This is a genomic window from Pseudomonas sp. DL (assembly GCF_047199225.1).
GTDB lineage: Bacteria > Pseudomonadota > Gammaproteobacteria > Pseudomonadales > Pseudomonadaceae > Pseudomonas > Pseudomonas aeruginosa.
This window is the reverse complement of sequence record NZ_CP178323.1, coordinates 1589974-1613965: the sequence shown is the minus strand read 5'-3', so window position 1 is coordinate 1613965 and position 23992 is coordinate 1589974. Positions and strand designations below refer to the sequence as shown.

Genomic DNA, 23992 nt, shown 5'->3' with positions numbered 1-23992 from the left:
GTTGCATGTCTCGACTCTGCCTGGTCCTGCTGTTGCTCTGCTGCGCGCTGCCGGCCCGGGCGCAGCCGCCCGCACCGCTGGACGGAGAGGACCTGCGCCTGTCCCTGGGCGAGTACGCCGAGTACTACCGCGACGCCGGCGGCAAGGCGCGCCTGGGCGACATCCTCGCCTTGCCGGCGCAGGCCTTCGCCGCCCTGCGCGGCGACCACGCGAACTTCGGTAAGAACGCCGCAGCCTGGTGGTTCAGGGTGCGCCTGGACAACCGCAACGGCACCGACCTGGCCGGTTTCCTGGAGATCAACTACCCGCTGCTGGACGACCTCAAGGTCTACCTGCTGACCGCCGATGGGCGCATCGAACAGCAGGAGAGCGGCGACCTGTTCGCCTTCTCCCAGCGCCCGGTGCAAGTGCGCAACTTCTGGTTCCCGCTGCGACTGCCGCCCGGCGAGAGCACCCTGCTGCTGCGCGTGCAGAGCACCAGCACCGTCTACGTGCCGCTGTACTTCAGCACCTACGCGGCCAGCGCGGCCAGCCAGGAAACCCTGATGGGCTTCAACGGGGCCTTCTACGGGGTGCTGTTCGGGTTGTTCTGCTACAACCTGTTCCTCTTCGTCTCGCTACGCGAGGCCACCTATGCCTGGTACCTGCTGTACAACCTCAGCCTCGGCCTGTTTTCCGCCAGCTTCGACGGCCTGCTGTTCAAGCTGCTGCCCGGACATGTGGCGCTGGAGTCGGCCGGCATCTACCTGCTGATGTACCTGAGCTGCCTGGTGTCGATCCAGTTCAGCCGCGGCTACCTCTACACCCGCCGCGACTTCCCGCGCCTCGACCGCTTCCTCCGCGGCCTGCTGCTGGCCTGCGTGGTCCTGTTGGCCAGCGAGCCGCTGGTGGGGCTGCGCGCCTGGAACGTCCTCGCCAGCCTGACGGTGATGCTGGTCTCCCTCAGCCTGCTGCTGGCAGGCGTCCACGTCTGGCGCCAGGGCCTGCGCTACGGCCTCTACTACATCCTGGCCTGGGGCGCGCTGCTGCTGTCGTTCCTGGTCACCACCGCCGCCTCGCTGGGCTTCGAACTGTTCGGCCTGTTCGGCAGCAGCGTGGTCAAGATCGGCATGACCGTGGAACTGGTGACCCTGTCCATCGGCCTCGCCGACCGCATCAATGCGCTCAAGGAGGAAGGCTTCCGCTCGCGCCAGGCGGCCGAGCAGGCGCGGGTGGAGAACGAGGCGAAGAGCCGCTTCCTGGCGAAGATGAGCCATGAGATTCGCACCCCGCTGAACGGCGTGCTGGGCATGCTGCAACTGCTCCGCGACACCCCGCTGGACCGCGGCCAGGCGGCCTACGTGGAGACCATCGCCAGCTCCGGCAGCGCGCTGATGTCGGTGATCAACGATATCCTCGACTACGCTCGCATCGAGTCCGGCAAGCTGCACCTGGAGCGCATCGACTTCGACCTGGAGGAACTGCTCTCCGACACCCTGGCGCTGTTCAGCGCCCAGGCCGTGGAAAAACGCCTGCGCCTGCATCTCGGCCTGGACAGGGGCGTGCCGCGCCGCCTCAACGGCGACCCGACGCGGTTGCGCCAGGTACTGATGAACCTGCTCAGCAATGCCCTCAAGTTCACCGCCGAAGGCCATGTCGCCGTGCGCGTGCAGCGGCGCTTCGACGAGGGCGGACGCGAGCGCCTGCTGTACAGCGTCAGCGACAGCGGCATCGGGATATCCGCCCAGGCGCAGAAGACCCTGTTCGAATCCTTCTCCCAGGCCGACTCCAGCACCACCCGCCGCTACGGCGGCAGCGGCCTGGGCCTGGCGATCAGCAGGGAGCTGGTGCAGATGATGGGCGGGCGCATCGAGGTGAGCAGCGAGCCGGGCAAGGGCACCCGGTTCAGCGTCGACCTGCCGCTCAGCCCCGCCCTCGACGCCGGCGAAGCGGATGAACTGGCGCAACTGCTGCAACACCGCCCGGCCCTGCTGGCCAGCGAGGACAACCTGACCCTGGACTGCCTGCAGGCATTGCTGGAGCGTTGGGGGCTGCGGGTCGAACGCTGCCTGCAGCCGAGACGGCTGAACGCCTACCTGGAGGACTTCAGCGCACCGCCCCTGCTGGTCCTGGCGGCGCCCTGGCCGGGGCCGCCGTCGATCTGGCTGGACACCCTCTATGCGCAACTGGAGCAAGGCCAGCGCATCCTCCTGCTATGCCCGCCGCAGCACTGCCAGGACCTGCCGCCGCACGAAGGCCTGCGCCTGCTGGCCCTGGCCCAGCCGGTGGCGGTGAAGGCCCTGCGCGAAGCCCTGCTGGAACTGTACCGGGAGCGGCGCCGACAGCCAGGGCGGAGCAGCGAGGCGGCCCCGGACGAACGCCTGGACGCCCCATGCATCCTGGTCGCCGAGGACAACCCGGTGAACCAGCTGGTGGTGCGCGGCTTCCTCGCCAAGCGCGGCTACGCGGTGCGCCTGGCCGGCAACGGACGGCTCGCGCTGGACGAGTACCTGCGCGATCCGAACGGCATCCAGTTGATCCTGATGGATGGCGAGATGCCGGAAATGGACGGCTTCGAGGCGACCCGCCTGATCCGCCGGGAGGAGCGTGCCCAGGGCTGGCCACGCGTACCGATCGTCGCCCTGACCGCGCACATCCTCGACGAACACCGCCGGGCCGGAATCGAGGCTGGCATGGACGCCTACCTCGGCAAGCCGGTGGACCGGGCGGAACTCTATGCCACCCTCGAACGCCTACTCGGCCAGCCTTCGCGACAGGCATGACAGTGCGCGATGCGTCGCGCTAGCATTCGCCGCCATCCCGGAGTACCGCCAATGCTGATCCCCCACGACCTGCTCGAAGCCGACACCCTGAACAACCTGCTGGAAGACTTCGTCACCCGCGAAGGCACCGACAATGGCGACGAGACCCCGCTGGACGTGCGTGTAGAACGCGCCCGGCATGCCTTGCGGCGGGGCGAGGCGGTGATCCTGTTCGACCCGGAGAGCCAGCAGTGCCAGTTGATGTTGCGCAGCGAGGTGCCTGCGGAGCTGTTGCGCGACTAAGTCTCGGCATCGCCCCGCCTGGCGGGGCGGGTTCGCCGCCCTGCACACCCCGGAAACGCCGGACAGCGCCCCTGCTCCGCAGGGCGAATAGCCGCTCGCGGTCATCCGCCGCTCATCCGCGACATCGGCGGATAACGCCCATGGCGTTATTCGCCCTACACACCCCGGAAACGCCGGACAGCGTCCCCGCTCCGTAGGGCGAATAACCGCTCGCGGTCATCCGCCGCTCATCCGCGACATCGGCGGATAACGCCCATGGCGTTATTCGCCCTACACACCCCGAAAAAGCCGGACAGTGCCCCCGCTCCGTAGGGCGAATAACCGCTCGCGGTTATCCGCCGCTTATCCGCCGCCCCCTCACTCCTTCGCCCCACCCTCCTCCGTCTCCAACGCCGCCCTGACGATGTTCCGGCTATGCGCGCCGAAATGCCCGATCAGCTCGATCAGTTGCGCGTTCAGCCCCGCATTGTCGTGGGCCTCGGGGCGTGGCTGGTTGCTCTCGCTGAAGTCCTGCGCGGCGGAGGCCGGGCGGGCGGCCAGCCATTCGCCGATGGCGGCGTCGAAGGCCGCGGCGTGGGCGTTCGACTCGGCGGCCACCACCTCGCGCAAGTAGGTCGGCGAATAGGCCGGATAGGCACCGTCGCGGCGGGTGTCGGCGTAGGCGTCGAGCATCGGCTGCGGGCGGCCGTCGCGGAGCAGTTGGCGCAGCCAGTCGAACTGGTATTTCTCCACCGCGGTATGGCGGTTCGCGACACGCTCGATGGCCGCCTGCTTTTCCTCCGGGTAGCCGAGCAATGCCTTGCCCTCCATCTGTAGCATCGCCGCCAGGCTGGCTCCGGGCAGCGGCGTGGAGTGGTAGGGCTGGGTGATGTCCTGGATGTAGTGCATGCCCCAGCCAAGGAACCGGTAGCCCCAGTAGGGATGACCGTTGGCGAAGGCGAAGCGGGACAGACCGAAGTACTGGTAGGCACGCCATTCCGGCCAGGCCCGGGCGAGGAACGGCGCGCCGCTGTAGATCACCGCCGCCTCGTGATAGAAGCCCATGTGGAACGGCGCCTGGGAGCTGAACTCGAAGCGCGGGTCGCCGAATGGCTGGGTGCCGAAGCCGTAGCGCTGGCCGGCTTCGCCGGGGTTGTCGCTGAACAGGTTGATGTCGTGGCCGTAGTCCGGTTCGTCGGCGGCGGTGGCCAGCACTGCCAGGGGCGCGACTCGCTCGCCGGGCTCCAGGCGGATGAAACGCCAGGCGGTCCACGGCGAGAGGTTCTGGAACACCAGCACCTCCTGTGGCTTGAGGTGCGGACGCTGCGGCTGGTCCTGCCCGGGAAGCGGCTGGAGCGCCAGCGCCAGGCGGATCTCCGGGTTGACCCGCAGCGCCGCGAGGAACGCCTGACGCAAGTCGCCGGCCTCGCCCTCGGCAGCGAAGCGCAGGGCGTCCGGACGCGCCGGGTAGTTGCCGATATGCGCGCGGGCGTAGGCTTCCTGCTCGTCCAGCAGGGCGGCCAGTCCGCCGCGCTCGGCGGCGAGGAACGCCTCCAGCGGCTCCACCTCGACTTCCGGCGCCTCGCGGATGGCCGCCAGCTCGCGCAATGCCAGGTAGCTGCCCACCGTATGGTTGGACCAGGCCCACAGGCTCGGCGAGACGACCCACGCCCCCAGCAGCAGGCAACGCAACAGCAACTTCATCGGCTTTTCGCTCTTGTCTCGACTCGGTGCCGGCAAGCCTACCAATGCGGGACACCCAGGGCACTGTCCTGCCTGGACATCGGAACTCTCCGATAGCGCCATCGGACCAATGTCTATCCACGCCGGGCCGGCCCCATGACCGCCATCAATGGCGCCCAGGCGCCAGGCGGCTAGACTTTCCCGACATCAGGCACGCTGATACAAGGCACCCATCTGATGCTCCAGTCCGTTTCGCCCAAGCACGACCTGCCCCTCAAACCCGAAGGCCAAGCGGCCAAGCCAGAACGCACCGGCACCTGGGCGCCGTTCTCGATCCAGGCCTTCCGCATCATCTGGATCTGCAACCTGTTCGCCAACCTCGGCACCTGGGCCCAGTCGGTGGCCGCCGCCTGGGTGGTCACCGACGCCCACGCCAGCCCGCTGATGGTGGCGATGATCCAGGTCGCCGCGGCACTGCCGCTGGTGCTGCTGTCGATCCTCTCCGGGGTCATCGCCGACAATCACGACCGGCGCAAGATCATGCTCTGGGGGCTCAGCTTCGAGATGACCGGAGCGATGTTCGCCACCCTGCTGGCCTTCCTCGGCTACCTCGACCCGGTGCTGCTGATCATCTCCATCCTCTGGATCTCCCTCGGCGGCTCGGTGACCATCCCGGCCTGGCAGGCGGCGGTCAACGAGCAGGTGCCGGCGCGCATGGTCAGCGACGCGGTGCTGCTCAACAGCGTCAACTACAACGTCGCCCGCGCCGCCGGCCCGGCCCTCGGCGGCCTGTTGCTGAGCGCGGTGGGACCGGCCTGGGTGTTCCTGTTCAACAGCTTCTGCTACATGGCCCTGATCTGGGCGATCTGGCAGTGGCGGCGCGACGTGCCCAAGCGCAGCCTGCCGCCGGAAGGCATCCTCGAAGGCGTCACCGCGGCGCTGCGCTTCACCCAGTACTCCACCGTCACCCGCCTGGTGATGATGCGCTCCTTCGCCTTCGGCCTCTCTGCCAGCGCGGTCTGGGCCCTGCTGCCGCTGCTGGCGCACCGCAACCCGGACGGCGACGCGGCGATCTACGGCTACATGCTCGGCGCCCTCGGCCTCGGCGCGATCCTCGGCAGCACCCAGGTCTCGCGCCTGCGCCAGCGGATCGGCAGCAGCCGGCTGATCAGCCTGGCCGGCTTCACCCTGGCGCTGATCCTGCTGACCCTCGGCCTGGTGGACAACCTCTGGGTCCTGTTCCCGGTGCTGATCCTCGGTGGCGGCTGCTGGATCGGCGCCCTCGCCACCTACAACTCGGCGGTGCAGATCCTCGTCCCCGACTGGATCAAGGCGCGCGCCCTGGCGCTGTACCAGACCGCGCTGTACGGTGGCCTGGCGCTGGGTTCGTTCCTCTGGGGCCATCTCGCCGAGACCATGACCGTGCACGGCGCGCTGCTGGCCGCCGGCTGCCTGCTGCTGGCCTCGGTGATCCTCCTGTACAACTCGCGCCTGCCGGAAATGGACGCCGCCAGTATTTCCCGCGCGCCGGCGAGCATGCCCGGGCAGCCGAGCTTCGTCTTCAACACGCGGCGGGGCATGGTGCTGGTCTCCATCGAATACCGGATTCCCGCCGAGCGCACCCGCGACTTCGTTCGCGCCGCCCAGCCGCTGCGCCGCCTGCGCCTGCGCAACGGCGCGGAGCGCTGGTCGCTGTTCCGCGACGTGAGCAACCCGGAGGTCTGGCAGGAACTGTTCCTGGTGGACAACTGGATCCAGCACCTGCGCATGCTCGACCGCATGACCCTGGCCGACAAGATCGTCATCGACAACGTCACCGCCCTGCATGCCGGCGACGGTCCGCCGCAGATCCGCCATTGCGTGAGCTACGAGGCGAGCAGCTACGATACGCCGCTGGTGAAGAGCGCCACGCCGCCGGCCAACGACGAGGCGGGCGCGACGGCGGGGAGCTGAGAACGGGGCCAGGCAGTCCCCCGGGGCGGACAGCGCCAGCGGCGTTATCCGCCATCCAACGCCGGCGCGGCGGATAACAGCAAACGGTTATCCGCCCTCCGAAGCGGTCGGCGGCGCGCGATCACTCCGCCGTCGGCTTCTTGCGCTTGAGCGGCGCCATGCCGTCGGCGCTGACCACCGCCGACGGCCCGGCCTTCGGCCGCGCGGCGGGCTTGCGCTTGGCCGCGGGCTTGGCGGCGGCGCCCTTCCTGTCCTGCTTTTTCTTCTTGCTGCCGGCGGCCTTGCCCGACGCCTTGAGTTTCTTCGGCCCCTGGTAGGCGGCCTTCAGTTCCTTGATGTTGCGTCGTTCGAAGTTCTGCTTGAGGTAGCGTTCGACGCTCGACATCAGGTTCCAGTCGCCATGGCAGATCAGCGAGATCGCCAGGCCCTCGGCGCCGGCGCGACCGGTCCGGCCGATGCGGTGCACGTACTCGTCGCCGCTGCGCGGCATGTCGAAGTTAATCACCAGGTCCAGGCCTTCGACGTCCAGGCCGCGTGCGGCGACGTCGGTGGCGACGAGGATCTTCACCGCGCCCTGCTTCAGGCGTTCGATGGCCAGCTTGCGGTCCTTCTGGTCCTTCTCGCCATGCAGGACGAAGACCTTGTGCTGGTTGGCGATCAGCCGCCCGGTCAGGCGATCGGCGGAGACCCGGGTATTGGTGAAGACGATGGCCTTGGTGTAGGTCTCGTTGCTCAGCAGCCATTGCAGCAACTGTTCCTTGTGCGCCACGTCGTCGGCGGTGATGACCTGCTGGCGGACATTCTCGTTCAGCTCGCCGACCTGGTTCAGGCGCAGCACTTGCGGCTCGCGCAGCACCTCGGCGATCACCTTGTTCAACCCGGCGCCGCTGTGGGTGGCGGAGAACAGCAGGGTCTGGCGCTCGGCCGGGCAGGCATTGGCCAGGGCCAGCACGTCGTCGGCGAAGCCCATGTCGAGCATGCGGTCGGCCTCGTCCAGCACCAGCACCTCGATGTCCTGCAACGGCAGGTTGCCGGCGTTGCGCTGCTCGAGCAGGCGGCCGGGGGTGCCGATGATGATCTCCGGGTTCTTGCGCAGGCGCGCGCCCTGCACCTTGAAGTCCTCGCCGCCAGTGATCAGGCAGGCCTTGATGAAGGTGAACTGGGCGAAGCGCTCGACTTCCTTGAGGGTCTGCTGGGCCAGCTCGCGGGTCGGCAGGAGGATCAGCGCGCGCGCCAGGGAGCGCGGCTTGTCCTCGGCCAGCAGGCGGTGCAGCAGCGGCAGCAGGAAGGCCGCGGTCTTGCCGCTGCCGGTCTGCGCCGTGACCCGCAGGTCGTGCCCCTCCAGCGCCTTGGGAATGGCCGCGGCCTGGACCGGCGTCGGCTCGCTGAAGGACAGGCTTTCCAGTGCCTTCAGCAGGCGTTCGTGGAGGGGAAATTGGCTGAACAAGGGAAACCTCGGCATTGCACGTGAAAATGGACAGGTGCATAGCCTAACGGTTGCCGCGCCGGCGCGCAGGCTTTATTCGCGCGGCGCGACGGCCAGCGCCGGCGTCGCAATCGGCTCGACGCCGGGTCGCCGCCAGGCAAGCACGGCGCGGGCGGCGATCGCAGACTCGTTCGACGCCCGCCGCCCAGAGGAACCAGGTCATGCCCGACGCGCCCGCATCCGCCGCCGAACGCCTCGAACGGCTGCCGCTGAGTCCGTATCACCGACTGGTCTTCGTGATCATCGCGCTGGCGTTCTTCTTCGACTCGATGGACCTGGCGATGATGACCTTCCTGCTCGGCTCGATCAAAGCCGAGTTCGGGCTCGACTCGGCGCAGGCCGGGCTGCTGGCCAGCTCGAGCTTCTTCGGCATGGTGATCGGCGCGGCCCTGTCGGGCATGCTCGCCGACCGCTTCGGGCGCAAGCCGGTATTCCAGGCCAGCATCGTCCTCTGGGGCCTGGCCAGCTACCTGTGCTCCACCGCCGGCGACCTCGACAGCCTGACCTTCTACCGGGTATTGCTGGGGATCGGCATGGGGATGGAGTTTCCCATCGCCCAGTCGCTGCTGTCGGAGATGATCCCGGCCAGCCGCCGCGGCAAGTACATTGCGCTGATGGACGGCTTCTGGCCGCTGGGCTTCGTCGCTGCCGGCTGCCTGTCCTACTTCCTGCTGCCGCTGACCGGCTGGCGCAGCATTTTCCTGGTGCTGGCGCTGCCGGCGGTGTTCGTCCTCGCCATCCGCTTCCTGATTCCCGAGTCGCCGCGCTGGCTGGAGCAGGCCGGCCGGCGCGAACAGGCGAACCGGGTATTGCGCGACATAGAAGCACGGGTGATGCGTTCGCTGGGCCTGACCGAGCTGCCGCCGCCGCTGCGCCAGCCACAGCGGGAACGCAGCCGTCCGGGCTTCTTCAGCGCCTTCGCCGAACTCTGGTCGCCAGCCTACCGGCGCCGCACCCTGACCGTCTGGGGCCTGTGGTTCTTCGCCCTGCTCGGTTTCTACGGCCTGACCTCCTGGCTCAGCGCGCTGCTCCAGCAATCCGGCTTCGCCGTCACCCAGTCGGTGTACTACACGGTGCTGATTTCGCTGGCCGGGATACCCGGCTTCCTCTGCGCGGCCTGGCTGGTGGAAAGCTGGGGCCGCAAGCCGAGCTGCGTGCTGATGCTCCTCGGCGGCGGCGCGATGGCCTACGCCTACGGCCAGACCGCGGTGTTCGGCGGCAGCCTGGCGCTGCTGATCGGCTTCGGCCTGGCCATGCAATTCTTCCTGTTCGGCATGTGGGCGGTGCTCTACACCTATACCCCGGAACTCTATCCGACCTCCGCGCGCGCCACCGGCTCGGGCTTCGCCTCGGCGGTCGGGCGGATCGGCTCGCTGCTCGGCCCGCTGGTCACCGGGCTGGCCCTGCCGCTCACCGGCCAGGGCGGGGTGTTCACCCTCGGCGCCCTCTGTTTCGGCGTCGCCGCCCTGGTGGTCTGGGCCTTCGGCATCGAGACCCGCGGGCGCACCCTGGAGGAGCTTGCCGGCTGAGCCCGCGCGTCGGCGGAAAACCTTTGTAGACACGTCGGGGATGCGATCCGGCGCCCGATGGGGCACTCTTGGTTCCTTTGTGCGTTCCTGGCCCCCGCGTCGGGATCTCCGTTCAACCGCGGGGCCGGCCCGTCCCCCCCGCCCGCTACAAAGGAAGTCGCCTGTCCATGGACTCCACATCCCTTCTCGACCAGCTCTCCGGGTACTGGTCGGCGCTCGACCAACACCCTATCCTGCACGCCGGCCTGGCCTTCGGCCTGCTGCTGGTGGGCGCCCTGATCCTCGGCCGGGTGGCCCGCTACATCGTCCTCTACGCCGCCAACCTGCTCGCCCGCCAGCCCGCGCTGCACTGGCTCGGCGACCTGATCCGCAACAAGGTGTTCCAGCGCCTGGCGCAAACCACGCCCTCGCTGCTGGTGCAATTCGGCCTGCCGTGGATCCCGGAGATGCCGGACAAGGCCGCGCACTTCCTCGGCAACCTGGCACTGGCCTTCACCGTGCTGTTCCTGATCCTCGCCCTCACCGCGCTGCTGAATGCCCTGCTGGACATCTACGCGCGTACCGAGCACGCCCGCACCCGCTCGATCAAGGGCTACGTGCAACTGGCGAAGATCGCCGTGTTCGTGTTCGGCGCGATCATCATCGTCTCGATCATCATCGACCGCTCGCCGCTCCTGCTGCTGTCCGGCCTCGGCGCGATGTCGGCGGTCCTCCTGCTGGTCTACAAGGACACCCTGATGTCCTTCGTCGCCAGCGTGCAGCTCACCAGCAACGACATGCTGCGAGTCGGCGACTGGATCGAGATGCCGCAGGTCGGCGCCGACGGCGACGTGGTGGACATCACCCTGTACACCGTGAAGGTGCAGAACTTCGACAAGACCATCGTCTCGGTGCCGACCTGGCGCCTGATGTCGGAGTCGTTCAAGAACTGGCGCGGCATGCAGCAGTCCGGCGGACGGCGGATCAAGCGGGCGATCTACGTCGACTCCAGCCAGGTGCGTTTCCTCGACGAAAAGGAAGAGCGGCGCCTGAGCCAGGTGCGCCTGCTCACCGAATACATGGCCCGCAAGCAGACCGAGTTGCAGGAGTGGAATGCCGCCAACGGCGGGGTCGCCCCGCTGGCCGCCAACCGCCGCCGGCTGACCAACATCGGTACGTTCCGCGCCTACGCCCTCGCCTACCTGCAGAACCATCCGGACATCCATCCGCACATGACCTGCATGGTCCGCCAGTTGCAGCCGACCGCCCAGGGCATCCCGCTGGAGATATACTGCTTCACCCGCACCACCGCCTGGGTCGACTACGAGCGCATCCAGGGCGACGTGTTCGACTACCTGCTGGCGGTGATGCCGGAGTTCGGCCTCGGCGCCTACCAGCAGCCCAGCGGCCAGGACCTGCGCCAGGGGCTGCAGGGCATGCTCGAAGGGCGTGACGCCGAGGCCCGTTCGTTCGAGGCGTTGGCCGCACCGAGCCGCAGCGACGAAGCCACTGTCTGAAGCGAGGGGAGCGCCGTCCATGAAACCGCACCTGATCTACTACGTCGCCACCAGCCTGGACGGCTTCATCGCCCGTCCCGACGGTAGCGTCGACTGGCTCGACCGTTTCGCCGAGGGCGGCAACGACCATGGCTACAACGGCTTCTACCAGGGCATCGACGGGCTGCTGATGGGCCGCGGCACCTACGATATCGTGCGCGGCTTCGGCGACTGGCCGTATCCGGGCAAGCCCTGCCAGGTGCTCACCCGCAATCCCCGGGAGAGCGCGGTGGAAGGCGTCGAGTTGCGCCATGGCACGCCCCAGGAAGGCCTCGCACGCCTCGGCGAACAGGGCTGCCGGCGGGTCTGGCTGGCCGGCGGCGGCAGCCTCGCCGGTAGTTGCCTGGCGGCCGGGCTGCTCGACGAGGTGATCGTCAGCGTCATTCCGCAGCTGCTCGGCGCCGGCATCCCGCTGTTCGCCGGCGGCTGCGAGCGGCGCCTGCAACTGCTGGAACAACATGGCTACAACAGCGGCATCGTACAGATGCGCTACCAGGTGATCGCCGAGGACGACCCGCAATGACCGACAACCTGCTGAGCATTTCCGCCGCCTGCCTGTTCGACGACCAGGGCAACCTGTTGCTGGTGCGCAAGCGCGGCACCCAGGCCTTCATGCTCCCGGGCGGCAAGCGCGAGCCGGGCGAAACGCCCCTCGCCGCGCTACAGCGCGAACTGCTGGAGGAACTGCGCCTGCCGATGGGCGCCTCGACCTTCGAGCACCTCGGCAGCTTCCAGGCGCCGGCGGCCAACGAGGCGAACACCCGCGTCGATGCCGATATCTACGTCGCCCGCTTGCCCCACGCCGTCTGTGCGCAGGCGGAGCTGGAGGAACTGGCCTGGCTGGTCCCCGGCCAAGCGCAGCCGGACAATCTCGCGCCGCTGCTGCGCGATCATGTCCTGCCGGCCCTGGCGCGGCGCGCGGCGGAAAACCCGGAAACCCAGGCCGAACACCGGACGCGCCCCGATCATGTGCGCTGAGCGCTAGCGCTACCGTCAACGAAAAAGGCCACCTCGGGGTGGCCTTTTCGCGTTCTCGCACCGATCGCGCGGAATATCGGCGGTTAACGCCTCTCCCCCGTGCGCAGCCTGCGGCTGAGCCTCAGAACGAAGTCCGGCGGTAGGCACGGTAGCGCGGGAACCAGAAGTTCGCCTCGATGGCGTCGTTCAGTACCTCGTCGCTGGTATGCAGGGCCTTGCCCTCGGCCTGGGCCTGCTTGGCCACGGCGACGGCGATGCGCTTGCTGACCTCGCGGATGTCGCCCAGCGCCGGCAACACGGCGCCCTCGCCCTGGGTAACGATCGGCGAGCAGTTGGCCAGGGCGTTGGCCGCGGCCATCAGCATGCCTTCGGTGACCCGGTTGGCCCGCGCGGCGATCACCCCCAGGCCGATGCCGGGGAAGATATAGGCGTTGTTGCACTGGGCGATGGGAATCCGCTTGTCGCCCACCTGCACCGGTTGGAACGGGCTACCGGTGGCGACCAGCGCCTGGCCGTCGGTCCAGTTGAGGATTTCCTGCGGAGTCGCCTCGACCCGCGAGGTCGGGTTGGACAGCGGCATCACCAGCGGCTGCTTGCAATGGCTGTGCAGCTCACGGATGACCTCTTCGGAAAACAGCCCGCGCTGCCCGGAGACGCCGATCAGCACCGTCGGCCGGGCATTGCGGATCACTTCCAGCAACGCCAGGTCGTCGCCCTGCTGGCCGCCCCAGGCACCGAGATCGGCGCGCTTCTGCGCCAGGCGGTGCTGGAAGTCGAGCAGGTTGCTCATGTCGTCGGTGAGCAGGCCCCAGCGGTCGACCATGAAGATGCGCCGACGCGCCTGGGCCTCGTCCAGGCCCTCCAGTTGCATGGCGGCGATGATCTGTTCGGCGATGCCGCAACCGGCGGAGCCGGCGCCGACGAAGGTCACGGTCTGCTCGCTGAGCTTCTCGCCCTTGGCCTTGCAAGCCGCCAGCAGGGTGCCCACGGCCACCGCGGCGGTGCCCTGGATGTCGTCGTTGAAGCAGCACAGCTCGTCCTTGTAGCGCTCCAGCAACGGCATGGCATTGGTCTGGGCGAAGTCCTCGAATTGCAGCAGGACGTTGGGCCAGCGGCGCTTGATCGCCTGGATGAACAGGTCGACGAACTCCTCGTACTGCGCCCCGCTCACCCGCTCGTGGCGCCAGCCCATGTACATCGGGTCGTTGAGCAGGTCCGGGTTGTTGGTGCCGACGTCCAGCACCACCGGCAGGGTGTAGGCCGGGCTGATACCGCCGCAGGCGGTGTACAGGGACAGCTTGCCGATCGGGATGCCCATCCCGCCGATGCCCTGGTCGCCCAGGCCGAGGATCCGCTCGCTGTCGGTGACCACCACGATCTTCACGTTGTTCTTGGTGGCGCTGCGCAGGATGTCGTCGATCCGCTCGCGGTCCGGGTAGGAGATGAACAGGCCGCGGTGGGTCCGGTAGATCTTCGAGAACTCCTGGCAGGCCTGGCCGACCGTGGGGGTGTAGATGATCGGCATCATTTCTTCCAGGTGCTCCTCGAGCAGGCGGAAGAACAGGGTCTCGTTGTTGTCCTGGATCGAGCGCAGGAAGATGTGGCGGTCCAGATCGGTGTTGCACAGGTTGTACTGGCTGTAGGCGCGCTCGGTCTGCTCCTCGATGGTCTCGATGTTGTGCGGCAGCAGGCCCTGCAGGTTGAAATCGATGCGTTCCTGGGTACTGAACGCGCTGCCTTTGTTCAGCAGCGGCATCTCCAGCAGCGAAGGGCCGGCATGGGGAACGTACAAGGGACGCTTGGCTGTTTCGGTCATATCTGGACTCGCTTCTACGGGCTTCACTCGGGTACGGGGACCACGAACATACCCCCGGCGCAGAGGCTTTCCAAGGCCACGGCGAACAACAGGTCATTGCCGGACCCGCAAGTATCGCCACTTGCACGGCGAAACCGGCGCGTCACATCCGGAACCGATCATTCGACGAATGGTCAGAAGGCCGGCGTCAAAATAGGTCACAATAGCCGCCGCTTTCGTAGGGGAATACGCTGGGAACGCCGATGAGTCCCCGATTTTCCTTCGTGAAGCCCGTTATCGCCGGGACAACCTGAATGCATCCAGGCCCGGAAGCAGTTGGCCGTTTCGTTTGACGGCCTGGTCGGAAGAGTCAGGAGGGCTCGTTCCGGTCACCCAGAAGACACTCCGATGAACAGAGAGTAACCACGAACCAGCGGAAGCCTGGACCGTTATTCACGCACGCGAAGACATGCCGAAATGCGTTCACCCTTTTTGACATGCCTGTCTGTAGGCTTCGCGGCCCTTCTGGCCGCCCTCTCGACGCCCAGCCTGGCTTCCAACCAGGTCACCCACACCTTCAAGCCGTCGAAGAATTCCACCCTGTCGCCCAGCCGGGTCGTCAGCACCCGCCAGTCCGCCAACCGCTCGGTGGTCGCGGCCGCCGCTTCCGAAGTCACCGACCGCGCCTTCAGCATGATCGGCACCCCCTACCGCTGGGGCGGCACCACGCCGAAGAAAGGCTTCGATTGCAGCGGCCTGGTCAACTATGTGTTCCAGGACGTCGACGACGTCGACCTGCCGCGGACCGCCCGCGCCATCTACAACATGGACAACAACAAGGTCTCCCGCGGCAAGCTGCAACCGGGCGACCTGGTGTTCTTCCGGATCCGCAGCCGCAGCGTCGACCACGTCGGCATCTACGTCGGCAACGACCGCTTCGTGCACGCGCCGCGGCGCGGCAAGAAGGTCCGCGTCTCCGACCTCAACAGCAGCTACTGGAAACGCCACTACCTGGCCGGCAAGCGCATCCTGCCGACCACCCTCGCCCAGGTCGAAAGCACCCGCAAGCGCTGATTCCGGCGCCTGCGGCTCGCTCAGATGCCCCGCCGCGCCTGTTTCCTCAGCAGGCGCGCGCTGTCCCAGCCGGTCAACAGCACCGCCAGCCAGATCGGCGCGTAGGTCCATAGCTGCTCGGGACGGAACGCTTCGCCGAGGAACAGTACCGCCACCAGGAACAGCAGCACCGGTTCGACGTAGCTGAGAATCCCGAACAGCCCCATCGGCAGCAGCCGGCTGGAAGCCATCATCGCGCCGAAGGCCAGCGCGCTGATCAGCCCCAGCATCGGCAGCAGCAGCCACAGGCGCGGCGCCTCGCGGAAGGCCTGGCTCTCGTCGCCCAGCCAGTACAGCGCGGCCAACGCCAGCGGCAGCAGGAAGAGCATCTCGAAGACGAACCCGGACAGCGCGTCCACGCCCATCCTGCGCCGCAGCATGAAGTATGGGGGATAGCCCAGCGCGGTGACCAGGGAGACCCAGGAGAACGCGCGGGTCAGCCAGAACTCGTGGAGCACCCCGGCCAGCGCGCAGGCCACGGCGATAGCCTGCAGCGGCGTCAGGCGCTCGCCGTAGAACACCCGCCCCACCAGCACCATCGCCAGCGGCAGGAGGAAGTAGCCCAGCGACAGTTCAAGGGTTTTCCCGGCCAACGGCGCCCAGATGAAGATGCCCCATTGCAGCAGCATCATCGCCGCGGTCAGCGGGAAGCAGGCCAGCAGCCAGGGCTCGGCGAACAGCCGGCGCCAGGCGGCGCGCAGGGTCGGCCACTGGCGGGTGGCGACGACCAGCAGGAATACCATCGGGATCGACCAGACCACCCGATGCGCCACCACCTGCAGGCTGTCCAGCGGCTCCAGCAGGTGGACGTAGCCCGGCAGGGTAACGAACAGCACCGAGGCGGCCAGCGACAGCAGCACGCCCTGTCCGGAAATCCTCATGCACGCACCTCGCGCCGGCCGAGCCGGTTGACCCACAGCGAAGCGACGATCACCGCGCCGCCCAGGGCCAGGCGCGGCAGGTCGGCGTGCTGGTTCCAGATCAGCAGGTTGAGCAGCAACCCGACCGGCACGTGCAGGTTGTTCATCACCGCCAGGGTACCGGCGTCCACCTCGGTGGCGCCCTTGTTCCACCAGAACTGGCCGAGGGCGGTGGCCAGCAGCCCCATCCATACCAGTACGCCCCATTGCAGCTCGCCGGCCGGCAGGCGCTGCGGATCGCCGAACAGCAGCCAGGCAGGCAACGCCACCAGCAGCGCGCCAACGAAGAAATAACCGAAGCGCTGGCGCTGCGGCAGCTCGGACGGGTACTTGCGCACCAGGCGCTTGTACAGCACCTGGCCGGCGGCGAAGGTGGCGTTGGCCAGTTGCAGCAGCAGGAAGCCCTGGAGGAATTCGCCGGTGATCCCGTCGTAGCGGATGATCGCCGCGCCCAGCACCGCCACCAGCGCGGCGGCCAGGGCCCAGAAGTTGAAGCGGCGGTTGAGCAGGTCATCGAACAGGGCCACGTGGACCGGCGTCAGCACGGTGAACAGCAGCACCTCGGGCACCGTCAGCACGTTGAAGCTCAGGTAAAGGCAGACGTAGGTGATGCCGAACTGCAGCGCGCCGACCAGCATCACCCCGCCGACGAAACGCGGTTCGACGCCGCGCCAGCGGGTCAGCGGGAGAAACACCAGGCCAGCGAGAAGGACCCGGGTAAGCACGGCGAAGTAGCTGTCGACCTGGCCGGCGAGGTACTCGCCGATCAGGTTGAAGGAGAACGCCCAGAGGACGGTGACGAACAGTAGATAACGCATGGACCAGGCACCAGGATGGGGCGCCGACCATAACGTTTTTGCCGCCGCCAAGGAAGGCCGCGCGGGCCCGCGGCCACCCTCGCCGGCCCTGTATTACTTGCCGTGCGCGGTGGGCCAGCGGTATTCGAGCCAGTGCTCCATGCGCTGGCGCAACAAGCCGCTCTGCTCGGCGATGTGCAGCCACTGGTCGACGTAGCGCTTGAAGGCCTCGTCGCGCGGCAGCAGGTAGGCCTTCTCGGCGAAGTCGAAGGGTTGCTGCGGATGCACGGCGCAGAGTTCCGGGTGCAGACGCGACTGGAGGCGGGCCTCGATGGCGTCGGTCATCATCAGGTCGGCCTTGCCGTCGACGATCTGCTGGAAGATCGTCACGTTGTCCGGATGCACCAGGATCCGGGCCTTCTTCAGGTTCGCCCGGGCGAACTTCTCGTTGGTGCCGCCGGGGTTGACGATGGCCGTCACGCCCGGCTGGTCGATCTGCTCCAGGGTCTGGAAACGCGCTTCTTCGCTACAGAGGGTGATCGGCGTCTTGCCGTCGCGCAGGTAGGGAATCGAGAAATACGCCTGGCGCTGGCGCTCCAGGTTGATCGAGATGCCGCTCATGGCGATGTCGAAGCGGTCGTCGGCGAAATCGCGCATCAGGTTCGGCCAACTGGTCGGCACCACTACCAGCTTGGCCCCCAGGCTCTCGGCCAGGCGCTGCGCCATGTCCACATCGAAGCCAGCATAGCCGCCCTCCTCCGTGCGGTAGCTGAAGGGCTTGTAGTCGCCAGTGGTGGCGACGCGCAACACGCCGCTCTCGAGGATGCGGTCGAGGCGGCTCTCCTGCGCCTGGAGGCTGGCGCTGGCCAGCAGCGCAAGGCAGGCCAGGGCCTGGACGAGATGGCGGAATGACTTCGGCATGGCGACTCCTCGGGATGGCGGACCGCAGAGAGACTACGCAAGTCGGCAGCCGCGGCCAAATCCCGGAATGCAGGGGAACGCCCGATGACGCCGGGGCGCGGGCCGAGCATGCGGCAGGAGAAGCGGAAAAAAGTGCGCGAAACGGCTGACGACCTCACACCGCCATCGACAGCGGTACGCCCTGCAGCCATTCCGGGTGGTAGCGCAGCAGCATCTCCAGGCCGCGCTCCTGGTAGGCCGGGAAGCTGATCGCGACCAGCGTCTCGCCCTTGACCTTCTGCGGCGGGCCGAGGCGCTGGAGGATCACGCCGTTGCGAACGAAATAGCGCTCCATGGCCGTGGTGGTCACCGCCACCACCGAACTGGCGCCCAGGTACCAGGCGCATTGCAGGCTGGACCAGAATATCTTCATCGCCAGTTGCGGATCGTCCGCCGCGCTGGCGGCGTAGCGCGAAAGCTCCCATACCGACGGATCGCTGGGCGGGGTTTCGCTGCACAGGTAGGCGAAGACTTCCTTGAGCAGGTAGGCGTCGGTCGTCGGCAACAGGCGGGCGCAACCGCAGATACCCTGGCGGCCCATGGCGACGATGTAGCGGGTTTGCGGATGGTCGAACTGGTCGAACTCCTGGTCGCGGACCCTGGAGGTGGAGACCACGTCCCAGCCCAGCTTCTCGATGAAGACCTGATGCCGGTAGCGTCCCAGCTCGGCGATCATGGCGGCGGAAAGCCCTTCCAGCGATTCAGAGAGCAATTCGATCATGACCAAGTCCCCGTGTCGTGCCGGCCGAGAAAAAAAGGCGGCATCCCTACCCTGATACTCCTGGGCCCTCTCAGTCGGAGGACATACCAGCACACACATGAGGGGGAAGACTAAAGGAGGATGAACGGCAGGCAACCTGCCAGATCTGGTAGGGCGCGCCGGCCGGCGCGCCCTAAGCATCAGATGAGGCCCAGCGCCGCGGCGTAGGCGGCAGCCAGCGTCTTGTTCGGCGCGTCGAACTTCTTCTGGATGTTCTTGTGGTGGAAGTTCACCGTGCTCTCGGAAATGCTCAGGATGATGGCGATTTCCCCGGAGCTCTTGCCGTCGGCGGTCCATTGCAGGATCTCGCGTTCGCGATGGCTCAGGCAGACCGGGTTGGACATCAGCATCGGATGCTCCAGGTCGGTCAGCTTCTGGGTCAGCAACTCGATCATGCAACGCAGCCGCAGGCGTATTTCCTCGCGCTCGAAGCTGGAGATGTTCTGCTGGTCGCGCGCCACGGAAAGCACGCTGAGCAAATTGTTCGGCGCGCGGATCGGCAAGGTCGCGCCGACACAGAGGCCCCAATCGCGAGCCTCGTTCCAGAGCATCCGGCTCTGGTCGAACAGGCTGTCGCTCCAGACCACCATTTCCGAGGAGCGCAGGCCGTTGAGGATCGCCGGATCCACGGCCCCGTAGTTCTGCATCTGGTATCGCTCCAGCCAGGCCTTGGGATAGGTGCCATGGACCTCGGTCTTCGGCCGGGTGAAGGGAATCGTATGGCGCACACCATAGGCGTAGTAATCGAAGCCCAGGCGCCGCACTTCCTTTTCCAGGACGGCGAACACGCCCTGGCTGTCGTGGATCGGCTGCATCTCGCTACGCAAACCGTCCCACCACAGCAAAAAGCCTCCGTCATTCCTCATTGCAGTAAGCCCTGATCGATAAAATGCATCACAGCAGAATTGGCCCGGGGTATGACGCTGTCAAGCGCGCAGCCTTGCCGATACGGCAAAATCATGGCAACCCTATCTGTTATGCCAGCACCGTTCAGGACGCAGCCTTCAGCCATCGAGCATCCCCCTCCCTATGACAACGTTCGACCACCTGGGCCGCTTTACCGCAAGCGATACTGTGCGGTTGTGACAATTCCATGAAACGCCGACAGGCCGCCGCCATGGCCGGGTCCTCGAGCAAGCGCCACAGCGCCCCGCGCAACTCCTGCTCGCGCAACGGCACGCCCAGGCGCATCCCGCAGCCGAGCCGGACCAGCCGTTCAGCATTGTCGAACTGGTCGTGGGCACAGGGCAGCAGCACCTGCGGCACCCCCGCCGCCAAGGCCAGGCTCATGGCGCCGATACCGCCCGGATGGACCAGCCCGGCGCACGATGGCAGCAAGGCTCCCAGTGGCGCGTAGGCGCGCTGCAGCACGTGGTTCGGCAAGCCGCGCAGCGGTTCCTGGCCGGCGCTGGTGAGGAAGATCCCACGCGCGCCGAGGCGTTCCAGCGCGCGCAGGGCCATGGCGTAGAAGTCGCCCTGCAGGTGTTCGGTCGAGCCCTGGGTGAACACCAGCGGCCGGCTGCCCTGATCGAGAAAGCGTTGCAGTTCGTCGTCGAGCGGGGTTCCCGGGATACTGCCGTCGAACAGCGGGAAGCCGGTCATGTGCAGGGGTTGCGGCCAATCCTGCTGGGGTGGCGCGAACCAGGCCGGGAACAGGCAGACCACGCCCTGCGGCGAATGCATCCATTGGGTGAAGATGCGCTTCACCGGCGTTTCCAGGCCGACCTTGCGGCGCACCGCGTTGATCTCCGGCGCGCAGGTGCGATCCAGCTTGAAGCGCTCGATGCAGCGCCAGAGCAGCTTGCGCATCGCCAGCGGCATCTGCTCGGGCACGTTGAACTTGGGGTGTACCGGCGGCAGGTGCGCCGACAGCAAGGTCGATGGCGAGACCTGCGCGGACAGGTAGGGAATCCCGTACTTCTCGTGAGCGATGCGTGCGCCCAGCGCCCAGAGCGAGCCGACCACCACGATGTCGTCATGGCGCTGCGCCGAGACGTACTCGTAGACCGGCTCGATCATCCCGGCGATGGCTTGCCAGAGCACGCCGAAGGACGTCTTGGGGTCCCACAGGCGCGGATCGCCCATGGTCCGGCGGTAGGTCAGTTCGTCGCTCAGCGGGACGAACGCGATGCCGTGCTGCTCCACCGCGTCGCGAAACACCGGGATGGTGCAGAGGCTCACGCGGTGCCCGCGCAATTTCAGGGTCCGGGCCAGGCCGATGAAGGGAAATACGTCGCCGGCCGAGCCGATGGCGATGAGGATGGCGTGCATGGGGCTACTCCGTGCGTTATGCAACCGCAAAGCCCGGCCAGGCCGGGTCTTCGCAGGTCAAGGGTTCAGGCGTAGCCGATGGCCATCTCGTGGAATCCCGCCGCGCGTTCCGCCCGCTGCGGCTCCGGTTGCTTCAGCAGGTGCTCGAGCAGGGCGCGGTGCACGCGTACCGCGGCCAGCTTGGACTCCAGGTCGAGGAAATGCCCGGTGCCCTCCACCCGCGAGAAACTGCAGTGCGGCAGGTAGTCGCGGAACTGGCGGGCGTCCTCGGCGGTGGTGTATTCGTCCCAGCTGCCGTTGATGAAATGCACGTGGCTCTGGATCCGCTCCAGGCAAGCCAGGTAGCCCCGATCGTTGAGCGCCAGCACCTGGTCGATGTGAAAGCGCGCCTGCTCGTATTCGCCGGTGGCCAGCGAAGCCATGTGCTGATGGTTGCTGGCTTTCAGGCGCGGCGGCAGGTATTTGCCGACGGTCTCGTTGAGCAGATGGCCGATCGCCGACTTGTCGTCCAGCTCGATCAGCGCCTGCGCCCGCCCGACGTAGTCGAGCATCGCCTGGTTCAGTCCAGGGGCGAATGCCATCACCACCGAGCTGCGGATGCCGCGCGGATTGCGCGACAGCGCCAGCAGCGTGGAGATACCGCCCCAGGACGCGGAGACCAGGTGATTGACCTCGAAGCGCTCGATCAGCGCCAGGAGGATTTCCACCTCGTCGTCCTTGGTGATCAACCCGCGCTGCGGGTTGTGCTGACGCGACTGCCCGGCGAAGGGCAGGTCGAACAGCACCACGTTGAAATGTTCGGCCAGGCACTTGCAGGTCCGGGCGAACGAGGCGGTGGTCGCCATCGCGCCGTTGACCAGCATCACCGTGCTGCGCCCGGGATCCTGCCCAACGCGCTCGACATGTACCCGCAGGCCCTTGCAAACCGATACCAACAGACTTTCGCGCCGCATTTCACACCTCCCAAAAATTTTCGAACAGGCAAACAGCTATCGCTGCCACGGGTATCCCGGCATTACGTAGAGTTCGTTCTTATTGTTCGAACGGCAGACAAGTAACTCAGCGGCCATCCGCGCGGACCAGCCACGGCGGATGCGTACCCCTTCAGGCGAGGGGCTTGTGTGGGTCTTGCAGATCGGCCTGCGCAAACGATTGGCGTCCGTGTTCACGCGTAACCGATGAACACTTTTTAGCCAATTCGAAAGCTAACGGTAACTGCCAGATTTCACAGGACGGGCGGCCGCCTGCGCATAAGCCCCTGCCCGCCCGCGATAAGGCGTGCCAGAGCGGCCGGCGGGGAACAGCGAGGGGTTGGCGGAAAAGGCATGAAAAAACCGGGCGCCAGGCCCGGTTTCCGGTGTCGAAACGCTCTGGCGTCAGGCTTTTGGCAGGGTCACGCCGCGCTGGCCCTGGTATTTGCCGCCACGGTCCTTATAGGACACTTCGCAGGCCTCGTCGGATTGCAGGAAGAGCATCTGCGCCACGCCTTCATTGGCGTAGATCTTCGCCGGCAGGTTGGTGGTATTGGAGAACTCGAGGGTCACATGGCCTTCCCACTCCGGCTCCAGCGGGGTGACGTTGACGATGATGCCGCAACGCGCGTAGGTGCTCTTGCCCAGGCAGATGGTCAGGACGTCGCGCGGGATGCGGAAGTACTCGACGGTGCGCGCCAGGGCGAAGGAGTTCGGCGGGATGATGCAGACGTCGCTGTTGATGTCGACGAAGCTTTTCTCGTCGAAGTTCTTCGGATCGACCACCGCCGAATGGATGTTGGTGAACACCTTGAATTCGGCGGCGCAGCGCACGTCGTAGCCGTAGCTGGACACCCCGTAGGAAATCACCCGGCTGTCGTCCGCGCCGCGCACCTGGCGCTCGACGAACGGCTCGATCATGCCGTGCTCCTGAGCCATGCGGCGAATCCACTTGTCCGATTTGATGGTCATGGAGGGTGTCCTGTCGAAAGCTGCGAAAAATGATCGCGAATCTTACCGGGGCCGCCGCCCCAGGGCAAAGGCAGCCGTCGCCGACGGCTGCCCGAGCGCCTCAGTCGTCGCTGATGCTGATGTTCGGCAGGCCGACGCTGGCCCGCTCGCTGAGAACGATGCGCGCGCCGACATGGCGGGCGATTTCCTGGTAGAGCATCGCCAGTTGGCTTTCCGGGTCGGCGATCACCGTCGGCCGGCCGCTGTCGGCCTGGGTGCGGATGGCGATCGACAGCGGCATGGACGCCAGCAGCTCGACGCCGAACTGCGCCGCCAGCTTCTCGCCGCCGCCCTCGCCGAACAGGTGCTCGGCATGGCCGCAGTTGGAGCAGATGTGCACCGCCATGTTCTCCACCACGCCGAGCACCGGGATGTTCACCTTGCGGAACATCTCCACGCCCTTCTTCGCGTCGAGCAGCGCCAGGTCCTGCGGGGTGGTGACGATCACCGCGCCGGCCACCGGCACCTTCTGCGCCAGGGTCAGCTGGATGTCGCCGGTGCCCGGCGGCATGTCCACCACCAGGTAGTCGAGGTTGTCCCAGGCGGTCTGGGTGATCAGTTGGATCAGGGCACCGGAGACCATCGGCCCGCGCCAGACCACCGGCGTGCTGTCGTCGGTGAGGAAGGCCATCGACATCACCTGCACCCCGTGCGCCTCCAGGGGCTCGAACCACTTCTGCTCACGGACCTTCGGCCGGGTGCCTTCCGGCAGGCCGAACATGATGCCCTGGCTGGGTCCGTAGATGTCCGCGTCGAGGATGCCCACCCGCGCACCCTCGCGGGCCAAGGCCAGGGCCAGGTTGGCGGCGGTGGTGGACTTGCCGACGCCGCCCTTGCCGGAAGCCACCGCGACGATGTTCTTCACGTTGCCCATCACCTCGACCTGCGGCTGTGCCTTGTGCGGCTGGATCACGCAGTCGACCCGGACCTCGGCGCGAGCGACGCCGTCGAGCGCCTCCAGGGCCATTTGCAGGGTTTGCGCCAGGCCGTTTCTGAACAGCCCGGCGGCGTACCCCAGTTCCAGGCGCACCCGCACGCGGTCGCCCTGGATCTCCACCTCGCGCAGGCAGCCGGCGCTGACGGGGTCCTGGTTCAGATAGGGGTCCTGGTACTGGCGGAGGGTGGCTTCCACCGTTTGGCGAGTGATAGCGGACATGGGGGATTTCCTGAGGGTTAAGCGGGGAATCGATGCCGGTCATCCTACCCG

Annotated in this window: 20 protein-coding genes; 8 read left to right on the top strand and 12 right to left on the bottom strand. The window is 67.1% G+C overall.

The window, feature by feature from the left end; genetic code table 11:
- The first annotated feature begins 5 nt into the window (after positions 1-5).
- Both ACI766_RS07505 and ACI766_RS07500 read left to right on the top strand, forming a co-directional pair.
- Positions 6-2762 (top strand): hybrid sensor histidine kinase/response regulator, encoded by a 2757-nt coding sequence (locus ACI766_RS07505; protein ID WP_014602640.1) that lies wholly within the window; start codon positions 6-8, stop codon positions 2760-2762.
- Positions 2763-2813: 51 nt separating this feature from the next.
- Positions 2814-3044, top strand: a complete 231-nt coding sequence (locus tag ACI766_RS07500) for a YheU family protein (RefSeq protein ID WP_003091959.1) — start codon at positions 2814-2816, stop codon at positions 3042-3044.
- Between the two features lie 357 nt (positions 3045-3401).
- Here the strand turns inward: ACI766_RS07500 and ACI766_RS07495 are convergent, their stop codons facing one another.
- Complete coding sequence (locus tag ACI766_RS07495; RefSeq protein WP_003117534.1) at positions 3402-4727, bottom strand: phospholipase; 1326 nt, start codon at positions 4725-4727, stop codon at positions 3402-3404.
- Between the two features lie 216 nt (positions 4728-4943).
- Between ACI766_RS07495 and ACI766_RS07490 the strand changes: the two genes are divergently transcribed.
- Complete coding sequence (locus ACI766_RS07490) at positions 4944-6659, top strand: MFS transporter (protein WP_003103747.1); 1716 nt, start codon at positions 4944-4946, stop codon at positions 6657-6659.
- Between the two features lie 121 nt (positions 6660-6780).
- On the opposite strand, the gene ACI766_RS07485 is transcribed toward ACI766_RS07490, so the two are convergent.
- Positions 6781-8121: a DEAD/DEAH box helicase gene (locus ACI766_RS07485; RefSeq protein ID WP_016852586.1), complete on the bottom strand. Its 1341-nt coding sequence runs from the start codon at positions 8119-8121 to the stop codon at positions 6781-6783.
- Positions 8122-8306: 185 nt separating this feature from the next.
- Between ACI766_RS07485 and ACI766_RS07480 the strand changes: the two genes are divergently transcribed.
- From ACI766_RS07480 to ACI766_RS07465, 4 genes are all read left to right on the top strand, one after another.
- Positions 8307-9674, top strand: coding sequence for an MFS transporter (locus ACI766_RS07480; protein ID WP_412828493.1), 1368 nt, complete (start codon positions 8307-8309; stop codon positions 9672-9674).
- A 167-nt stretch (positions 9675-9841) separates the two neighbouring features.
- Positions 9842-11170, top strand: coding sequence for a mechanosensitive ion channel family protein (locus ACI766_RS07475; RefSeq protein WP_003103754.1), 1329 nt, complete (start codon positions 9842-9844; stop codon positions 11168-11170).
- Positions 11171-11189: 19 nt separating this feature from the next.
- Positions 11190-11732 (top strand): dihydrofolate reductase family protein, encoded by a 543-nt coding sequence (locus tag ACI766_RS07470; RefSeq protein WP_003160806.1) that lies wholly within the window; start codon positions 11190-11192, stop codon positions 11730-11732.
- Positions 11729-12187, top strand: coding sequence for an NUDIX hydrolase (locus tag ACI766_RS07465; protein WP_003113894.1), 459 nt, complete (start codon positions 11729-11731; stop codon positions 12185-12187). Before ACI766_RS07470 ends, ACI766_RS07465 begins: the two co-directional genes overlap by 4 nt.
- A gap of 121 nt (positions 12188-12308) precedes the next feature.
- Here the strand turns inward: ACI766_RS07465 and ACI766_RS07460 are convergent, their stop codons facing one another.
- Complete coding sequence (locus tag ACI766_RS07460) at positions 12309-14003, bottom strand: NAD-dependent malic enzyme (RefSeq protein WP_003103761.1); 1695 nt, start codon at positions 14001-14003, stop codon at positions 12309-12311.
- A 456-nt stretch (positions 14004-14459) separates the two neighbouring features.
- Between ACI766_RS07460 and ACI766_RS07455 the strand changes: the two genes are divergently transcribed.
- Positions 14460-15056, top strand: a complete 597-nt coding sequence (locus ACI766_RS07455) for a C40 family peptidase (RefSeq protein ID WP_003103763.1) — start codon at positions 14460-14462, stop codon at positions 15054-15056.
- A 20-nt stretch (positions 15057-15076) separates the two neighbouring features.
- Here ACI766_RS07455 and rarD read toward each other — a convergent pair whose 3' ends face one another.
- The 9 genes from rarD to apbC all read right to left on the bottom strand — a co-directional run bounded on the left by rarD (position 15077) and on the right by apbC (position 23941).
- Positions 15077-15976: an EamA family transporter RarD gene (rarD, locus tag ACI766_RS07450; protein WP_003091995.1), complete on the bottom strand. Its 900-nt coding sequence runs from the start codon at positions 15974-15976 to the stop codon at positions 15077-15079.
- Entirely contained in the window at positions 15973-16833 is an 861-nt protein-coding gene (locus ACI766_RS07445) for a carboxylate/amino acid/amine transporter (RefSeq protein ID WP_003092000.1), read from the bottom strand. Before ACI766_RS07445 ends, rarD begins: the two co-directional genes overlap by 4 nt.
- Positions 16834-16926: 93 nt before the next feature.
- Entirely contained in the window at positions 16927-17733 is an 807-nt protein-coding gene (gene pheC, locus ACI766_RS07440) for a cyclohexadienyl dehydratase (protein WP_003092003.1), read from the bottom strand.
- A gap of 154 nt (positions 17734-17887) precedes the next feature.
- Complete coding sequence (gene rhlI, locus ACI766_RS07435; RefSeq protein WP_003111059.1) at positions 17888-18493, bottom strand: acyl-homoserine-lactone synthase; 606 nt, start codon at positions 18491-18493, stop codon at positions 17888-17890.
- Between the two features lie 179 nt (positions 18494-18672).
- On the bottom strand, positions 18673-19398 hold the full coding sequence (gene rhlR / locus ACI766_RS07430) for a transcriptional regulator RhlR (protein ID WP_003119559.1): 726 nt from the start codon (positions 19396-19398) through the stop codon (positions 18673-18675).
- A gap of 124 nt (positions 19399-19522) precedes the next feature.
- Positions 19523-20803, bottom strand: a complete 1281-nt coding sequence (locus ACI766_RS07425) for a glycosyltransferase (protein ID WP_087823859.1) — start codon at positions 20801-20803, stop codon at positions 19523-19525.
- A gap of 65 nt (positions 20804-20868) precedes the next feature.
- Positions 20869-21756, bottom strand: a complete 888-nt coding sequence (rhlA, locus tag ACI766_RS07420) for a 3-(3-hydroxydecanoyloxy)decanoate synthase (protein ID WP_003092013.1) — start codon at positions 21754-21756, stop codon at positions 20869-20871.
- A 423-nt stretch (positions 21757-22179) separates the two neighbouring features.
- Positions 22180-22746: a dCTP deaminase gene (gene dcd, locus ACI766_RS07415; RefSeq protein ID WP_003092017.1), complete on the bottom strand. Its 567-nt coding sequence runs from the start codon at positions 22744-22746 to the stop codon at positions 22180-22182.
- Positions 22747-22846: 100 nt separating this feature from the next.
- On the bottom strand, positions 22847-23941 hold the full coding sequence (gene apbC, locus ACI766_RS07410; RefSeq protein ID WP_003092020.1) for an iron-sulfur cluster carrier protein ApbC: 1095 nt from the start codon (positions 23939-23941) through the stop codon (positions 22847-22849).
- Positions 23942-23992: the final 51 nt, after the last annotated feature.

Coding starts and splice junctions, on each gene's coding strand:
- ACI766_RS07505 (WP_014602640.1), top strand. CDS start 6: ATGTCTCGACTCTGCCTGGTCCTGCTGTTGCTCTGCTGCGCGCTGCCG.
- ACI766_RS07500 (WP_003091959.1), top strand. CDS start 2,814: ATGCTGATCCCCCACGACCTGCTCGAAGCCGACACCCTGAACAACCTG.
- ACI766_RS07495 (WP_003117534.1), bottom strand. CDS start 4,727: ATGAAGTTGCTGTTGCGTTGCCTGCTGCTGGGGGCGTGGGTCGTCTCG.
- ACI766_RS07490 (WP_003103747.1), top strand. CDS start 4,944: ATGCTCCAGTCCGTTTCGCCCAAGCACGACCTGCCCCTCAAACCCGAA.
- ACI766_RS07485 (WP_016852586.1), bottom strand. CDS start 8,121: ATGCCGAGGTTTCCCTTGTTCAGCCAATTTCCCCTCCACGAACGCCTG.
- ACI766_RS07480 (WP_412828493.1), top strand. CDS start 8,307: ATGCCCGACGCGCCCGCATCCGCCGCCGAACGCCTCGAACGGCTGCCG.
- ACI766_RS07475 (WP_003103754.1), top strand. CDS start 9,842: ATGGACTCCACATCCCTTCTCGACCAGCTCTCCGGGTACTGGTCGGCG.
- ACI766_RS07470 (WP_003160806.1), top strand. CDS start 11,190: ATGAAACCGCACCTGATCTACTACGTCGCCACCAGCCTGGACGGCTTC.
- ACI766_RS07465 (WP_003113894.1), top strand. CDS start 11,729: ATGACCGACAACCTGCTGAGCATTTCCGCCGCCTGCCTGTTCGACGAC.
- ACI766_RS07460 (WP_003103761.1), bottom strand. CDS start 14,003: ATGACCGAAACAGCCAAGCGTCCCTTGTACGTTCCCCATGCCGGCCCT.
- ACI766_RS07455 (WP_003103763.1), top strand. CDS start 14,460: ATGCGTTCACCCTTTTTGACATGCCTGTCTGTAGGCTTCGCGGCCCTT.
- rarD (WP_003091995.1), bottom strand. CDS start 15,976: ATGAGGATTTCCGGACAGGGCGTGCTGCTGTCGCTGGCCGCCTCGGTG.
- ACI766_RS07445 (WP_003092000.1), bottom strand. CDS start 16,833: ATGCGTTATCTACTGTTCGTCACCGTCCTCTGGGCGTTCTCCTTCAAC.
- pheC (WP_003092003.1), bottom strand. CDS start 17,733: ATGCCGAAGTCATTCCGCCATCTCGTCCAGGCCCTGGCCTGCCTTGCG.
- rhlI (WP_003111059.1), bottom strand. CDS start 18,493: ATGATCGAATTGCTCTCTGAATCGCTGGAAGGGCTTTCCGCCGCCATG.
- rhlR (WP_003119559.1), bottom strand. CDS start 19,398: ATGAGGAATGACGGAGGCTTTTTGCTGTGGTGGGACGGTTTGCGTAGC.
- ACI766_RS07425 (WP_087823859.1), bottom strand. CDS start 20,803: ATGCACGCCATCCTCATCGCCATCGGCTCGGCCGGCGACGTATTTCCC.
- rhlA (WP_003092013.1), bottom strand. CDS start 21,756: ATGCGGCGCGAAAGTCTGTTGGTATCGGTTTGCAAGGGCCTGCGGGTA.
- dcd (WP_003092017.1), bottom strand. CDS start 22,746: ATGACCATCAAATCGGACAAGTGGATTCGCCGCATGGCTCAGGAGCAC.
- apbC (WP_003092020.1), bottom strand. CDS start 23,941: ATGTCCGCTATCACTCGCCAAACGGTGGAAGCCACCCTCCGCCAGTAC.